At 72.6% G+C, this 13,405-nt stretch carries 14 protein-coding genes; 6 read left to right on the forward strand and 8 right to left on the reverse strand.

The window, feature by feature from the left end:
* Window positions 1–59: 59 nt before the first annotated feature.
* Window positions 60–428: an ArsR/SmtB family transcription factor gene (locus tag V6U88_RS08170; protein ID WP_334451276.1), complete on the reverse strand. Its 369-nt coding sequence runs from the start codon at window positions 426–428 to the stop codon at window positions 60–62.
* A gap of 413 nt (window positions 429–841) precedes the next feature.
* Here V6U88_RS08170 and V6U88_RS08175 point away from each other — a divergent pair, with 413 nt between their 5' ends.
* The 4 genes from V6U88_RS08175 (at window position 842) to V6U88_RS08190 (ending at window position 4,417) form a co-directional block, all read left to right on the forward strand.
* Window positions 842–1,168: an ArsR/SmtB family transcription factor gene (locus V6U88_RS08175; protein WP_334451277.1), complete on the forward strand. Its 327-nt coding sequence runs from the start codon at window positions 842–844 to the stop codon at window positions 1,166–1,168.
* Window positions 1,168–1,665: a GNAT family N-acetyltransferase gene (locus V6U88_RS08180; protein ID WP_334451279.1), complete on the forward strand. Its 498-nt coding sequence runs from the start codon at window positions 1,168–1,170 to the stop codon at window positions 1,663–1,665. Before V6U88_RS08175 ends, V6U88_RS08180 begins: the two co-directional genes overlap by 1 nt.
* 74 nt (window positions 1,666–1,739) lie before the next feature.
* On the forward strand, window positions 1,740–3,155 hold the full coding sequence (locus V6U88_RS08185) for an FAD-dependent oxidoreductase (protein ID WP_334451281.1): 1,416 nt from the start codon (window positions 1,740–1,742) through the stop codon (window positions 3,153–3,155).
* Window positions 3,155–4,417, forward strand: a complete 1,263-nt coding sequence (locus tag V6U88_RS08190) for an MFS transporter (protein WP_334451282.1) — start codon at window positions 3,155–3,157, stop codon at window positions 4,415–4,417. The genes V6U88_RS08185 and V6U88_RS08190 overlap by 1 nt, the downstream gene beginning before the upstream one ends.
* A 63-nt stretch (window positions 4,418–4,480) precedes the next feature.
* Here V6U88_RS08190 and V6U88_RS08195 read toward each other — a convergent pair whose 3' ends face one another.
* The 4 genes from V6U88_RS08195 to V6U88_RS08210 form a co-directional block, all read right to left on the reverse strand.
* A complete protein-coding gene (locus V6U88_RS08195) occupies window positions 4,481–4,954 on the reverse strand; it encodes an SRPBCC family protein (RefSeq protein ID WP_334451283.1) in 474 nt (157 codons plus the stop codon).
* Entirely contained in the window at window positions 4,951–5,271 is a 321-nt protein-coding gene (locus tag V6U88_RS08200) for an ArsR/SmtB family transcription factor (protein WP_334451285.1), read from the reverse strand. Before V6U88_RS08200 ends, V6U88_RS08195 begins: the two co-directional genes overlap by 4 nt.
* A gap of 409 nt (window positions 5,272–5,680) precedes the next feature.
* Window positions 5,681–6,277, reverse strand: coding sequence for an ATP-dependent Clp protease proteolytic subunit (locus V6U88_RS08205; RefSeq protein WP_334451287.1), 597 nt, complete (start codon window positions 6,275–6,277; stop codon window positions 5,681–5,683).
* A 138-nt stretch (window positions 6,278–6,415) separates the two neighbouring features.
* Complete coding sequence (locus tag V6U88_RS08210; RefSeq protein WP_334451288.1) at window positions 6,416–7,003, reverse strand: helix-turn-helix domain-containing protein; 588 nt, start codon at window positions 7,001–7,003, stop codon at window positions 6,416–6,418.
* 154 nt (window positions 7,004–7,157) lie between these two features.
* On the opposite strand from V6U88_RS08210, the gene V6U88_RS08215 reads away from it, so the two are divergent.
* Entirely contained in the window at window positions 7,158–8,171 is a 1,014-nt protein-coding gene (locus tag V6U88_RS08215; protein ID WP_334451290.1) for a potassium channel family protein, read from the forward strand.
* 93 nt (window positions 8,172–8,264) lie between these two features.
* Here the strand turns inward: V6U88_RS08215 and V6U88_RS08220 are convergent, their stop codons facing one another.
* The 3 genes from V6U88_RS08220 to V6U88_RS08230 all read right to left on the reverse strand — a co-directional run bounded on the left by V6U88_RS08220 (window position 8,265) and on the right by V6U88_RS08230 (window position 12,870).
* The gene (locus tag V6U88_RS08220; RefSeq protein ID WP_334451291.1) at window positions 8,265–9,299 is read right to left on the reverse strand and encodes a 2-oxoacid:ferredoxin oxidoreductase subunit beta; all 1,035 of its coding nucleotides are present in this window, start codon (window positions 9,297–9,299) and stop codon (window positions 8,265–8,267) included.
* On the reverse strand, window positions 9,292–11,139 hold the full coding sequence (locus V6U88_RS08225) for a 2-oxoacid:acceptor oxidoreductase subunit alpha (RefSeq protein ID WP_334451292.1): 1,848 nt from the start codon (window positions 11,137–11,139) through the stop codon (window positions 9,292–9,294). The genes V6U88_RS08220 and V6U88_RS08225 overlap by 8 nt, the downstream gene beginning before the upstream one ends.
* A gap of 291 nt (window positions 11,140–11,430) precedes the next feature.
* Window positions 11,431–12,870, reverse strand: coding sequence for a hypothetical protein (locus tag V6U88_RS08230; RefSeq protein ID WP_334451293.1), 1,440 nt, complete (start codon window positions 12,868–12,870; stop codon window positions 11,431–11,433).
* A 146-nt stretch (window positions 12,871–13,016) separates the two neighbouring features.
* Between V6U88_RS08230 and ndhC the strand changes: the two genes are divergently transcribed.
* Window positions 13,017–13,394 carry an NADH-quinone oxidoreductase subunit A gene (gene ndhC, locus V6U88_RS08235; protein ID WP_334451294.1) on the forward strand — a complete coding sequence of 126 codons (378 nt, stop codon included), beginning with the start codon at window positions 13,017–13,019 and terminating at the stop codon, window positions 13,392–13,394.
* Window positions 13,395–13,405 lie beyond the last annotated feature (11 nt).

Consider the following 13,405-nt stretch of genomic DNA (forward strand, 5'->3'; position numbering starts at 1 on the left):
ATCGAACTACCCGGACCACTTCGAGCACCCCAACGACACGCCGACCTAACAAAGCACTACTAGGCGGGGTCGACGGTGAGCAGTGACGCCAGTTGGCGCAGGATGCCCGGCCGAGCCCGGTAGTAGACCCAGGTGCCGCGCCGCTCAGCGTCCACCAGGCCCGCCTCGCGCAGCGTCTTGAGGTGGTGCGAGATGGTCGGCCCGGTCAGGTCGAACGCCGGAGTCAGGTCGCATACGCAGACCTCCCCCTGCTCGGCGGACGCGATCATCGACATCAGCTGCAACCGCACGGGATCGCCGAGCGCCTTGAACGCGGGCGCGAGGACCGCGGCGGTCTCCGCCGGCACCCGGCGCTGCGCCAGCGGCGGGCAGCAGGGGGCGTCGGCGTTGAGGTCCACCACGGGGAGGGGCGCGGCTTGTTTTGACATGCCTCTAGGTTGACATCTCTCTAATCAGCGTGCAAGTCTCTACTTCGACAGACGTCGAGACAGCCGTCGGGAAGGGGATCGTCATGTTCCGGAAGGTTCTGCGGTCATCGGCCGGAGCGGGAGTGCGCTTCTGTGACTCCTGCGCCGAGGTGTCCACCGCTGACCAGCGTGCCCAACGTCGCTACGAACGCGCCCGCACCGCCGTTCACGCCCTGGTCAGCCCCCGGTGACGGCGGGAGGGAGAAGGCGGTGACGAGTGACGACATCCGGACGGCGGACGCCCCGGGGCCCTGTTGCCAGGCCGTCGACCGCTGCGGCCGAAAGCCGGCCCGGCGAAACTGCCCACCGTGATCACCGCCCTCGGGTACGCTTCGATCGTCAATCGGCGATAGACGATCAAAGGGGTGTGTGCGGTGGATGATCTGCTGGACCGGGCGACGGCCGAGACGTACGCGTCCTGGTTCCGGGCACTGGCGGACCCGACCCGGGTGCAGATCGTCGAATACCTGGCCCGCCAGGCCCGGCCGATGAGCGTGGGAGAGATCGTCACCGCCGTCGGGCTGGCCCAGTCCACCGTCTCCCAGCACCTGAAGATCCTGACCGAGGTGCGATTCGTCCTCGTGGACCCGGTCGGCACCGCGCGGCACTACCGCATCAACGACGCCTGCCTCGGCTGCTTCCCCTCGGCTGCCGACGTGGTCATGGGCCGACCCGCCCCCGATCCGAACGGAGCCTGCTGATGGCCGACATCACCGTCCGACCGATGACGGCGGCCGACGCCGACGCGGTGCTCTCGGTCTACCAGGCCGGACTCGACGCGGGCGACGCCAGCTTCGAGACGGTGGCCCCCACCTGGGCCGTCTTCGACGCCGCCAAATTGGCCGCGCACCGGCTGGTGGCCGTCGACGCCGACGACACCGTCCTCGGCTGGGTGGCCGTCGCACCGACCTCGTCCCGTGCCGTCTACGCAGGGGTGGTCGAACACTCCATCTACGTCGATCCGGCCGCCCAGGGCCGTGGCGTCGGCCGGCTGCTGCTGGACGCGCTGATCGCCTCCACCGAGGCGGCCGGGATCTGGACCATCCAGTCCGGCGTCTTCCCGGAGAACGCCGCCAGCCTCGCCCTGCACCAGCGGGCCGGCTTCCGCGTCATCGGCACCCGCGAGCGCGTCGGCCGCCAGCACGGCCGCTGGCGCGACGTGATCCTGCTCGAACGGCGCAGCCCCGCCATCGACTGACCTATCGGTTCCACCCGTGCCCGCGCCGCAGCACGCCCTCTTGTTTCGAAAGACATCTAGCAAAGGAGTCATCGATGAGTGTCCTGGAAGAACTGCCCGTGGCCGTGATCGGCGCCGGCCCGGTCGGTCTGGCCGCCGCTGCCCACCTGCACGAGCGCGGCCTGCCGTTCGTGGTGCTGGAGGCGGGTGAGACCGCCGGCGCCGCCGTCCGGCAGTGGGGGCACGTCCGGGTCTTCTCCCCGTGGCGGTACGACCTCGACGCCGCCGCCCGACGGCTGCTCGACGAGGCCGGCTGGGTCGCCCCCGACCTGGACGCCCTGCCCACCGGTGCCGAACTCGTCACCGCCTACCTTCAGCCGCTCGCGGAACTGCCGCAGCTCAAGCCGCATCTGCGCTACGGCGCCCGGGTGGAGGCGATCAGCCGTCTCGGCCTGGACCGGCTGCGTACCGCCGGCCGGGAGCAGGCTCCGTTCCTGATCCGGCTCGCCGATGGGCAGGAGGTCCTGGCCCGAGCCGTCGTCGACGCCTCCGGTACGTGGGGGACACCCAACGTCCTCGGGGCGTCCGGTCTGCCCGCCCGCGGTGAGCGCGCGGTCGCCCCGTTCCTGGAGCACGCCCTGCCGGACGTCCTCGGCGGCGACCGGGAGCGGTTCGCCGGCCGGCACACCCTCGTCGTCGGCGCCGGACACTCCGCCGCCAACACCCTGCTCTCCCTCGCCGAGCTGGCCGCCGTCGCGCCGGGCACCGAGGTGACCTGGGCGATCCGGTCCGCCTCGCCGGGCCGTACCTACGGCGGCGGCGACGCCGACGCGCTGCCCGCCCGCGGGGCTCTCGGCTCCCGGCTGCGCGAGCACGTCGATGCCGGCCGCATCACCCTGCTGACCGGCTTCTCCGTCCACGCCCTCACGCCCGACGGCGGACGTGTCGCGGTGGTCGTGCGGCACACCGACGGCGGCGAGGAGTCGGTGGTCGTCGACCGGATCGTGGCCGCGACGGGCTTCCGCCCCGACCACTCCATCGCCGCCGAGCTGCGGCTGGACCTGGACCCGGTCATGGGTGCCACCCGCGCCCTCGCCCCGCTGATCGACCCGAACGAGCACTCCTGCGGCACCGTCCCGCCGCACGGCGTCGACGAACTCGCCCACCCCGAGGCCGGCTACTACGCGGTCGGCATGAAGAGCTACGGCCGCGCGCCGACCTTCCTCATGGCCACCGGGTACGAGCAGGTCCGCTCCGTGGTCGCCGCCCTCGCCGGCGACTGGGACGCCGCCCGGGACGTGCAGCTCGACCTCCCGGAGACCGGGGTGTGCAACAGCAACCCGGCCGACTCCGCCGCGAACGACGGCTGCTGCGGGCCGGCGCCCACCGCCGAGGCCGGCAGCAGGGGCCTGGCCACCGGCATCTCGGGTGGCCTGCTGTCGACGCCGCTGCACCTCGTCAGCCTCGACGCCGCGCCCAGCGGCCAGGCCGGTGGCTGCTGCGGCAGCTGATGTCCGCCACCGCCACCACGGTGCCCGCCGGCCCGGCCGCCGGCGGGCACCGGGCCCAGGGCTGGCGGATGGTCGCCGCCCTCGCCGTCACCTCCACCGTCGGCTACGGGACCCTCTACTACGCCTATGCGGTCCTGCTCGGTCCGATGGCCGCCGCCCTCGACGCATCGACCACCGCCGTGACCGGTGCGCTCACCGTCTCGGTCCTCGCCGGGGCCCTGATGGCCGTCCCGGTCGGCCGGTGGCTCGACCGTCACGGCGGACGAGGGCTGATGACCGCCGGGTCCATCGCCGCGACCGGCCTGCTCCTTGCCTGGTCGCAGGTGCGCACGGTCGCACAGCTCTATGCCGTCATGGTCGGCGTCGGGATCGCCGGCGCCATGGTGCTCTACGAGCCCGCCTTCGCCGTGATCGTCTCCTGGTGCACACCCGAACGACGATCCACCGCCCTGCTCGCGGTCACCATCGTCGCCGGCTTCGCCAGCACCATCTTCATGCCCCTCACCGGCCTGCTGGTCGAACAGATCGGCTGGCGTCACGCACTGCTGGTGCTGGCGGCCATCCACGGCGCGGTGACCGTCCCCCTGCACGCGTTGATCGTTCGACGGCCCAGGACTCCGCAGTCCACACCGGACCGCGTCGGGCCGGCGGAGACGCAGCGACGAGCCACCGTCAGGACGGCGATGCGCGACGCCAGGTTCTGGATCCTGGCGGCGACCTTCGTCGCGCACGGGGCGGCGACCAGCACGATGACGGTGCATCTCGTCGGCTACCTCGTCACCCGCGGTCATCCGGCCACCTTCGCCGCCGCCGTCGTCGGGCTGCTCGGGGTGCTCTCCGTCACCGGTCGGCTCGTGTTCACCGGGGCGCGACGTCGGCTGCCGGTCACCACGATCGTGGCGGCGATCTTCGGTACGCAGGCGGTCTCGATCGCCCTCATGCCCCTGCTCGCCGGTACCCGCGCGGGCGCGGTGCTCGGCGTGGTCGGCTTCGGCCTCGGCTTCGGGGTGGCCAGCCTCGCCAAGCCCGCCCTGCTCGTCGACCGCTACGGCACCGTCGCCTATGCCAGCGTCGCCGGGCGCCTGGCCGCCCCGGTGACGATCGCCAAGGCGGTCGCGCCGCTGGTGGCGGCGGTCGTCCTGCAGTCCACCGGTGGTTACGCCGTTCTGCTCGCGGTGGTTGCCGCGTGCAGCGTGTTCGCCGGTGTCGGCGTCCTGATCCGAGCGGGGTCTCCGCCGCACGCACCCGGTCAGCCGCTCTAGCGCCACCTTCCGCGGCCCGCGGGGCCGGTCCGCCGCTGCCGACCGGCCCCCCGGATGCAACGGTCAGACGGCTGCCGCGTACAGCGCCAACCCGGCCGGCCAACCGCCTGCACCGGCCACCGCGTCCCGGATGCCCTCCCAGCCGGACCCGTGCGCGTCGAGCTGGTCGTGGACCAGGTCGACGCGGGTGCCGGTCCCGGTGGGGGTGAAGGTCACGGTGACCCGGCTGCCGGTCGCGTCCGGGGGTGGGACCTTCCAGTCGGGGCCGATCAGCCAGCTGAAGGCGAAGGTGCGCGGTGGGTCCCAGGTGAGGACGGTGCCCCAGACGCACACCTCGCCGGCGTCGTTCTCCTCCCAGAGCCGTCCGTCGACGTGCGGGTCGACGCCGACCTGCTTGAGCTCGCCGGGCAGCAGGTGGTGCGTGCGTTCCCACCAGCGGTCCATGCCGGTGGTGAAGACGGTGAAGGCGTGCTCGGGTGAGGCGGCGACCTCGACGCTGGTGCGTACGACGGTGGCTCCGCTGGTCTCGGTTGTCATGGTGTCTCCTCGGGCGGTTGCTCCACGGCCTGCGCGAACGCGGCCAGGGCGTGGTTCCAGAACTGGTCGAAGTAGCCGCGTACGGCGGCCAGACCCTGCGGGTCGAGCGCGTAGACCCGGCGGGTGCCCACGGCGGTGGACGAGACGAGTCGGGCTTCCTTGAGGACCTTGAGGTGTTGCGAGACCGCTGGACGGCTGACCGGCAGGTCGGCCGCGATCTCGGCGACGGAACGGGGGCCGGCGGCGAGCAGTTCGAAGATGGACCGCCGGGTCGCGTCGCCCAGGGCGTCCAACATCCGCCCTTGGTAAGTGGCCACGAACGGTAAGTCTAGACTTTCCGATGATGCTGTCAAGCAGGCGATCGAGGCGCCACGCCGCTTCGGAGTACTACTCCGCCGCGACCGCCCGCCCTGCCCGAAACGGGGAGGCGGGCGGTCGCCCGGCGATGTAACAGGATTGGCTCCGAAAGCGCTGCGGCGTCTTGCTCAGCGGCGCGGCGCGTGCCCGGCATAGGCTCCAAAGTGCACCGAGGATCGCAGGTCACGGGCCGGGCGGACGCGAGCGAGGGGGCGAGTCCGCTCCGGGCCGGGATCGTCGTTCTTCACGCGAGATTCGCGTCAGCACCCCGGAGGACTCTGTCCGTCGTACCAGTTTCGCCGCCGGGGCGCTGGCCGGCGCCCGCCCGGCGGGGGACCGTCCCGTCGGCCGTCGCTCGTCGCCCGCCGGTCAGCCGGCGAGCTGGTCCGCGCGGGTGATCACCTGGTCGATCAGGCCGTAGTCGCGGGCCTGCTCGGCGGTGAACCAGCGGTCCCGGTCCCAGTCGCGCTGGATCTCCTCCAGGGTGCGACCACTGTGCTGGGCGATCAGCTCGTGCATGGTCCGCTTCACGTGCAGCATGTTCTCCGCCTGGATGGTGATGTCGGCGGCGGTGCCGCCCATCCCGCCGGAGGGCTGGTGCATCATGATCCGCGAGTGCGGGAGCGCGAAGCGCTTGCCGGCCGCGCCGGCGCAGAGCAGGAACTGCCCCATCGACCCGGCGAAGCCGAGCGCCAGCGTGGCCACGTCGTTGGTCACGTAGCGCATGGTGTCGTAGACGGCCATCCCCGCGCTCACCGAGCCGCCCGGCGAGTTGATGTAGAGGAAGATGTCCCGGTCGCTGTCCTCGGCGGCGAGCAGCAGGATCTGCGCGCAGATCTGGTTCGCGGTGGCGTCGGTGACCTCGGTGCCGAGGAAGACGATCCGTTCCCGCAGCAGCCGCTCGAACACGTGGTCCCCGAACGTCGGCTGACCGCCGTCCAGCATGCGCACGTCGTACCCGATCATGTGACCGCCCTCCAGACTGCCGCCGGCGGGCGAGGGGCACCGCCCGGGAACCGGCGATCTCCAGCCTGCGCCCGGCGCCGGCCGCGGCCCCAGGGTTTCTGCCGGCGGCAGATCCGCCGACGGCAGAACCCGGCCGGCCTACACCGCGGTCAGCCGCCGCCGGCCGGTCCGGGCCCGGCGGCGGGCCAGCATCCTGGAGGTACGCGGGCCGGGGCGCCCGGCCGGCGCGGAGGCGATCAGCCGGACCCGCAGGCCCACCCCGCCGACGGTCGACCCGACGGGCGACGCGGGACCGCCGACGTGCAGGAGCGGCCCGCCCAGCCGCAGCACCGGCCCGACCGGGTGCCGGAAGGAGGTCGGGGCGGGGGACGCCGCCGGCGTCGCGCCCGCCGGCTGGAAGCCGATGCGGACCGTCGGGCCGGCCTCGCCGCGGGCCGACGGCACCCGCTCCAGCCGGGACAGGGCCGCCCGGGGCGCGGCGGGGATGCGCCGTTCGACCCGGCGCAGGTCGTCGCGGGCCTCTTCGAGCAGGTCGGACAGGTTGATGCCGAGGGCGCGGCAGATCGCGGCGAGCACCTCCGAGGAGGCCTCCTTGCGCCCCCGCTCCACCTCGGAGAGGTAGGGCAGCGACACCCCGGCCGCCTCGGCCACCTCGCGCAGCGTGCGGCCCTGCCGCAGCCGTAGCCGGCGCAGCACTCCGCCGATCACCCGTCGCAGCAACGACATGCGGGCCTCCTCGCGGTGGGCGTCTGCGGGACTTCCCCCATCATGCCCGCCGTCGTCCCCGCCCACCCGCCCGGTCCGGCACCCGGCCGTGCGGATGCCGGCCCAAGCGCTATGTTGTGGGCGTGCAGGCGATCCGGGGGAAGCGGGACCGACGGTGATCCATTTCCCGGCGCAGCGGCGCGGCCCGTTGAGCGCGTTGAGCCTCCGCCTGGCCGCTGCCGTGGGCCTGGTGCTGCTCACCGTGGCGGTGGTCTACCTCGACCGGAACGGCTACCGCGACGTCGACGAGAACGGGCTGACCGTGCTCGACTGCGCCTACTACGCGGTGGTCACCCTCTCCACGACCGGGTACGGCGACATCACCCCGTTCTCGCCGTCGGCCCGGCTGGTCAACGTCCTGTTCATCACCCCCGCCCGGGTGCTCTTCCTGATCATCCTGGTCGGCACCACCCTGGAAGTCCTGACCGAGCAGTACCGGACCGGCCGTCGGCTGGGGCGGTGGAGGAGAACCGTGAAGGACCACGTCATCATCTGCGGCTACGGCACCAAGGGCCGCAGCGCGGTCTCCGCCCTGCTCGAGAACGGCCTGGAGAAGTCCCGGATCGTGGTGGTGGAGCGCAGCGGCACCGCACTGCGGCAGGCCACCTCCGCCGGGCTGGTCGCCATCGAGGGTTCCGCCACCCGTTCGTCGGTGCTGGAGGAGGCGCACGTCCGCAACGCCAAGGCGGTGATCATCGCGACCGACAGCGACGACGCGTCGGTGCTGGTGGCGCTCACTGCGCGGCAGCTCACCGCCGGTCAGGTCCGGATCATCGCGGCGGTCCGCGAGGCGGAGAACGCCCCGCTGCTGCGGCAGAGCGGCGCGCACCACGTGATCGTCTCCTCGGCCACCGCCGGTCGGCTGCTGGGGCTCTCCACCTCGGCGCCGCCGCTGATCGACGTGGTGGAGGACCTGCTCACCCCCGGCCAGGGCATGGCGCTGGCGATGCGCTCGGCCGAGCGGCACGAGGTCGGCAAGTCCCCGCGCGAGCTGGAGTCCCTGGTCATCGCGCTGGTCCGCCGGGGCAAGGTGGTCACCCTCGCCGACAAGGCCGGCGCGGTCATCGAGACCGGCGACATGCTCGTCCACGTCCGCGACGACCGCCCCCAACCCGCCCCCACCCCCTGACCCTCCCGGGCGCGCACCCGCTTCCCCTTGGGCGCAGAAAAGAGTGGCTGTCCGAGGCGGGACAGCCACTCTCTCTGTAAGTGGGGCGGGTGGTTAGAGGATGGTCCAGGTGTCGCCGGCGGCGAGGAGGCCGGCGAGCTGCTGCTCGGGGGTCTCGGTGACCTTCGCCTTGGCGGCGGCCACCTGCTCCTGCACCACGCTGTCGTAGGACGGGCGGTCGACCGAGCGGAACACGCCGATCGGGGTGTTGCGCAGGTCGAGCCCGGGCAGCCGGGACAGCGCGAAGGCGTACGCGGGGTCGCTGACGCCCGCGTCGTGCACCACGATCTCCTCGGCCGGGGTGGCCGCGGTCTCCCGGACCTCCAGCCCGAACCCGCCCGGCGGGTGGACGACGCAGAACTGCCCGTCCTTGCCGAACGTGATCGGCTGCCCGTGCTCCAGCCGGATCAGGTAGTCGTCCCGGGTGGCCGGCTCCTTGAGCTGGTCGAACGCGCCGTCGTTGAAGATGTTGCAGTTCTGGTAGATCTCCACGAACGCGGAGCCCTGGTGCTGGGCGGCGGCCCGCAGTACCGACTGGAGGTGCTTGCGGTCGGAGTCGATGGTGCGGCCCACGAAGGTGGCCTCCGCGCCCAGCGCCAGCGACAGCGGGTTGAACGGGGCGTCCGCCGAGCCGGCCGGGGTCGACTTGGTGATCTTGCCGACCTCGGAGGTCGGCGAGTACTGCCCCTTGGTCAGGCCGTAGATCCGGTTGTTGAACAGCAGGATCTTGAGGTTGACGTTGCGGCGCAGCGCGTGGATCAGGTGGTTGCCGCCGATCGAGAGCGCGTCGCCGTCGCCGGTGACCACCCAGACCGACAGGTCCGGGCGGGAGACGGACAGGCCGGTGGCGATCGCCGGGGCGCGGCCGTGGATCGAGTGCATCCCGTAGGTGTTCATGTAGTACGGGAAGCGCGACGAGCAGCCGATCCCGGAGACGAAGACCGTGTTCTCCCGGGGGATGTTCAGCTCCGGCATGAACTGCTGGATGGCCGCCAGGATGGCGTAGTCACCGCATCCGGGGCACCAGCGCACCTCCTGGTCGGACTTGAAGTCCTTGGCGGTGAGCTTCAGGGCGACGGGCTCAGACATTCTTCAGGACCTCTTCCAGCGTCGTCTCCAGCTCGGCGGCGGTGAACGGCAGGCCGCGGACCTGGTTGTAGCCGATCGCGTCGACCAGGTACTTGGCCCGGATCACGTGGGCGAGCTGGCCGAGGTTCATCTCGGGGATGACCACCCGGTCGTAGGAGCGCAGCACCTCGCCGAGGTTGGCCGGCATCGGCGCCAGATGCCGCAGGTGCGCCTGCGCGATCGACAGGCCGCGCTGGCGCAGACCCCGGCAGGCCGCGCCGATCGGCCCGTACGTCGAACCCCAGCCGAGCACCAGCACCCGGGCGTCGCCGTCCGGGTCCTCCACCTCGACGTCCGGCACCGGGATCGTCTCGATCCGGGCCGCCCGGGTACGCACCATGAAGTCGTGGTTCGCCGGGTCGTACGAGATGTCGCCGGTCTTGTCGGCCTTCTCCAGGCCGCCGATGCGGTGTTCCAGCCCCGGCGTGCCCGGGATGGCCCACGGCCGGGCCAGGGTCTCCGGGTCGCGCAGGTAGGGCAGGAAGGTGGTGCCGTCCTCGCCGTTGGGCTTCGTGGCGAACTCGACCCGCAGGTCGGGCAGGCTCTCCACGTCGGGCAGCAGCCACGGCTCGGAGCCGTTGGCGACGTAGTTGTCCGACAGCAGGATCACCGGAGTGCGGTAGGTCAGCGCGATGCGGGCCGCCTCCAGCGCCGCGTGGAAGCAGTCGGACGGCGACTTCGGCGCGATCACTGCGACCGGGGCCTCACCGTGCCGGCCGTGCAGCGCCATGTTCAGGTCGGCCTGCTCGGTCTTGGTGGGCATGCCGGTGGACGGCCCGGCCCGCTGCACGTCGACGATGACCAGCGGCAGCTCCAGGGCCACCGCGAGGGAGATCGTCTCGCTCTTGAGGGCCACGCCCGGGCCGCTGGTGGTGGTGACGCCGAGCGAGCCGCCGTACGAGGCGCCCAGCGCGGCGCCGACCGCGGCGATCTCGTCCTCGGCCTGCATGGTGACCACGCCGAACCGCTTGTGCTTGCTCAGCTCGTGCAGGATGTCCGAGGCCGGGGTGATCGGGTACGCCCCGAGGAAGACCGGGAGCCCGGAGCGGACGCCGGCGGCCACCAGGCCGAGGGAGAGCGCCGCGTTGCCGGTGATGTTCCGGTAGGTGCCCGGCAGCATCTTCGCCGGCTTGACCTCGTACCGGACGGAGAACGAGTCGGTGGTCTCGCCGAAGTTCCAACCGGCCCGGAAGGCGGCCACGTTCGCGGCGACCAGCTCCGGGCGGGCGGCGAACTTGCGCTCCAGGAACCGCAGCGTCGACTCGTACGGCCGGGAGTACATCCAGGAGAGCAGGCCCAGGGCGAACATGTTCTTGGCCCGCTCGGCGTCCTTCTTGGACACCGCCTGGTCGGCGAGGGCGCCGACCGTCATCGAGGTCAGCGCCACCGGGTGCACCACGTAGCCGGCGAGCGAGTCGTCGTCCAGCGGGCTGGCCTGGTAGCCGACCTTGGCCAGGTTGCGCTTGGTGAACTCGTCGGTGTTGACGATGATGTCCGCGCCGCGGGGCAGGTCGGCCAGGTTGGCCTTGAGCGCCGCCGGGTTCATCGCCACCAGCACGTTCGGGGCGTCGCCCGGAGTGAGGATGTCGTAGTCGGCGAAGTGCACCTGGAAGCTCGACACGCCCGGCAGCGTGCCTGCGGGCGCCCGGATCTCGGCCGGGAAGTTGGGCAACGTGGAGATGTCGTTGCCCAGCTGCGCCGTCTCGGAGGTGAACCGGTCGCCGGTCAACTGCATGCCGTCGCCGGAGTCGCCGGCGAACCGGATGACCACCCGGTCCAGTTGACGGATCTGCTTGGTCACGCCTGCACCTCGCTTCGCTCAGCCCCGTCGCACGGGCGGCTGAACCTGATGGTGACCCCGCCTTGCCCCGCCACGTGACCTCCTTGACGCGCCGCTGCGCCGATCCGCCCGTGGCAGGTCCGGCCCGCTGTCGTTTCTCACCCCAGAGCCTACGTCGAGCCGTTAGGGCATCCTTGGTGGAGGTCCGACGAGTGGGAACGAATCTGAGCGTTGTTCATCCCGTTCTGCGCCGTTTCGGGGTGGCCGCCGTAATCGAGATCACCGGTGGCGGCCCTTACCGGGCCCGTGGTCTCAGTCGGATGCCGGATTCGCCGACGGGTCCGGCACCGGCCCGCTCATGCGCCGCCGCAGCGAGGTGGTGGCCAGCGCGAGCGCCAGCACCACCAGCAGCCCGGAGGCGACGATCAGGATGAGCGCGATCCGCTGGGCCGAGGACATCTCGCCCCCGCCGGAGGTCTGACCGGCAGCGGCGATCACGCCCTGCGAACCGGTCGGGGCGGGGGTGGCCGCGGGCGGGGTGGCCAGCGCCGCCGCCGCGGTGATCCGGAAGCTCATCTGCATCTGCCGGGTCCGGCCGCTGCGCGGGTCGAGCTGAGCGATCACCGCCCCGGCCAGCGGCGCCTCCCGCTGGGCCTGCGGGGTGGCGGCGACCGGCAGCCGCAGGGTGGCGGTCCGGCCCGCCGGCACGGTGCCGGCGTCGCACCGGGTACGCGTCGGCGAGACCACCTCGCAGCCGGGCGCGGAGAGCACGCTGACCCCGGCGGGCAGGACCACCTCGACCCGCCCCGCGGCGTCCACCCGGCCGGTGTTGCCCAGCCGGACGCCCAGCTCGGTGGGGCCGCCGCTGATGTCGAAGGCCACCTCGTCGGCGTCGAGGCTCATCCCGGGCACCGGCGGGCCGGGCGGGAAGAGAACCGCGAAGCCCTCGTTGTCCGCGACCGTGGCTCCCGCGCCGGAGGCGGCGACCCGGACCGAGCCGCTGAGCGGCATCTTCCGCCACGCCTCGCCGCCGACCCGGACCCGGATGAGGCTGGTGAACTTCGCGCCGGGGGCGGCGGCCCACCCGCCGCAGTGCCAGTTCCCGCCGCCGACGGCGGCGCAGCCCGGGGTTCCGGCGTCGGTCAGCCCGGCGGGCAGGGTGTAGGCGAGGTGTACCCGCGCGGGTGCCGTCCCGGTGTTGGCGACGGTGACCCGCAGCGTGGCGCTGGTGCTCCGGGCGTTCCAGTAGGCGGGGCCGAGCACGATGTCGCGGGTGGTGACCTGCACTCCGAGCCCACCGGGGCCCTGCTGGCTCGGCGCGGGACCGCCCGCGGGTGGCGGCGGGTCACCGCCACCCGGGGCGGGCGGCGGCGGGGCGGGCGCGGTGGTGGGCGGCGCGGAGTTGGTCGGGGCGGGAGCGCCGGGGCCGGCCGTCGTCGGCGCGGCCGTGGTCGGCTCCGGCGCCGGTGTGGTCGGCTCCGGGTCCGGGGGCAGGGTGGGCGGCGCGGTGGTGGGCGTCGGCGCGGTGGTGGTCGGCTCGACCGGCGGCGTGGTCTCGTCCGTCGGCTCGCCGCCCGGCGTCGTCGCGTCGGTGGCGGCGGTGACGACCGGGTCGCCCGTGGGAGCCGCGGTGGCGAAGCCGGGCGCGACCGCGAGCGCGACCGCCAGCCCTGTGCCCAGTGACGCCGTGACCAGCGAAGAGGTACGCCAGGCGAGCGCCCGCCGAGCGGGGCGTACGTCCACGCGGGCCATCTGTCCTCCGTGACACTGGGTGAGGGTTCATTATTCGGTAACAGTTGTCGGAGGGCACTAGTCCCACCGGGAAACGAATTCGTAACGTGTTCGGTACTGCTCCCGGTCCGGTCGGGCGGGGCCGGCGCCCGGTAGGCTGACCTACCGTGACCGGTTACCTGGGCTCGTACGCGACGCTCGGGCTCCTGCTGCTCGCCAGTGCTCTCTTCTTCGTTACGGCGTTTTCGGCCAATCGGATGTTACGTCCTGGCCGTCCGGCTGATCCCTGGGGTAAGCGGACCAGCTACGAGTGCGGCCTGGACCCCGTCGGCGGGGACTGGGCGCAGATGCAGATCCGCTACTACGTCTACGCGTACCTCTACGTGCTCTTCGCCGTCGAGGCGGTCTTCCTCTTCCCCTGGGCGCTGGTCTTCGACCGCCCCGGCTTCGGCCTGGTCACGGTCGCCGAGATGGGCATCTTCGTGGCCGTGGTGGCGCTCGGCATCCTCTACGCCTGGCGCAAGAACATCCTTCGCTGGACCTGAGCGCCCGGCCT

It is taken from the genome of Micromonospora sp. CPCC 205739 (genome assembly GCF_036906795.1).
In the GTDB taxonomy this organism is placed as follows: domain Bacteria; phylum Actinomycetota; class Actinomycetes; order Mycobacteriales; family Micromonosporaceae; genus Micromonospora.

What these genes read in the sequence shown, in the direction of transcription:
- V6U88_RS08195 (WP_334451283.1), bottom strand. Translation starts at nt 4,954, where the DNA reads ATGACAACCGAGACCAGCGGAGCCACCGTCGTACGCACCAGCGTCGAG.
- V6U88_RS08230 (WP_334451293.1), bottom strand. Translation starts at nt 12,870, where the DNA reads ATGGCCCGCGTGGACGTACGCCCCGCTCGGCGGGCGCTCGCCTGGCGT.
- V6U88_RS08190 (WP_334451282.1), top strand. Translation starts at nt 3,155, where the DNA reads ATGTCCGCCACCGCCACCACGGTGCCCGCCGGCCCGGCCGCCGGCGGG.
- V6U88_RS08185 (WP_334451281.1), top strand. Translation starts at nt 1,740, where the DNA reads ATGAGTGTCCTGGAAGAACTGCCCGTGGCCGTGATCGGCGCCGGCCCG.
- V6U88_RS08205 (WP_334451287.1), bottom strand. Translation starts at nt 6,277, where the DNA reads ATGATCGGGTACGACGTGCGCATGCTGGACGGCGGTCAGCCGACGTTC.
- V6U88_RS08220 (WP_334451291.1), bottom strand. Translation starts at nt 9,299, where the DNA reads ATGTCTGAGCCCGTCGCCCTGAAGCTCACCGCCAAGGACTTCAAGTCC.
- V6U88_RS08210 (WP_334451288.1), bottom strand. Translation starts at nt 7,003, where the DNA reads ATGTCGTTGCTGCGACGGGTGATCGGCGGAGTGCTGCGCCGGCTACGG.
- V6U88_RS08170 (WP_334451276.1), bottom strand. Translation starts at nt 428, where the DNA reads ATGTCAAAACAAGCCGCGCCCCTCCCCGTGGTGGACCTCAACGCCGAC.
- V6U88_RS08180 (WP_334451279.1), top strand. Translation starts at nt 1,168, where the DNA reads ATGGCCGACATCACCGTCCGACCGATGACGGCGGCCGACGCCGACGCG.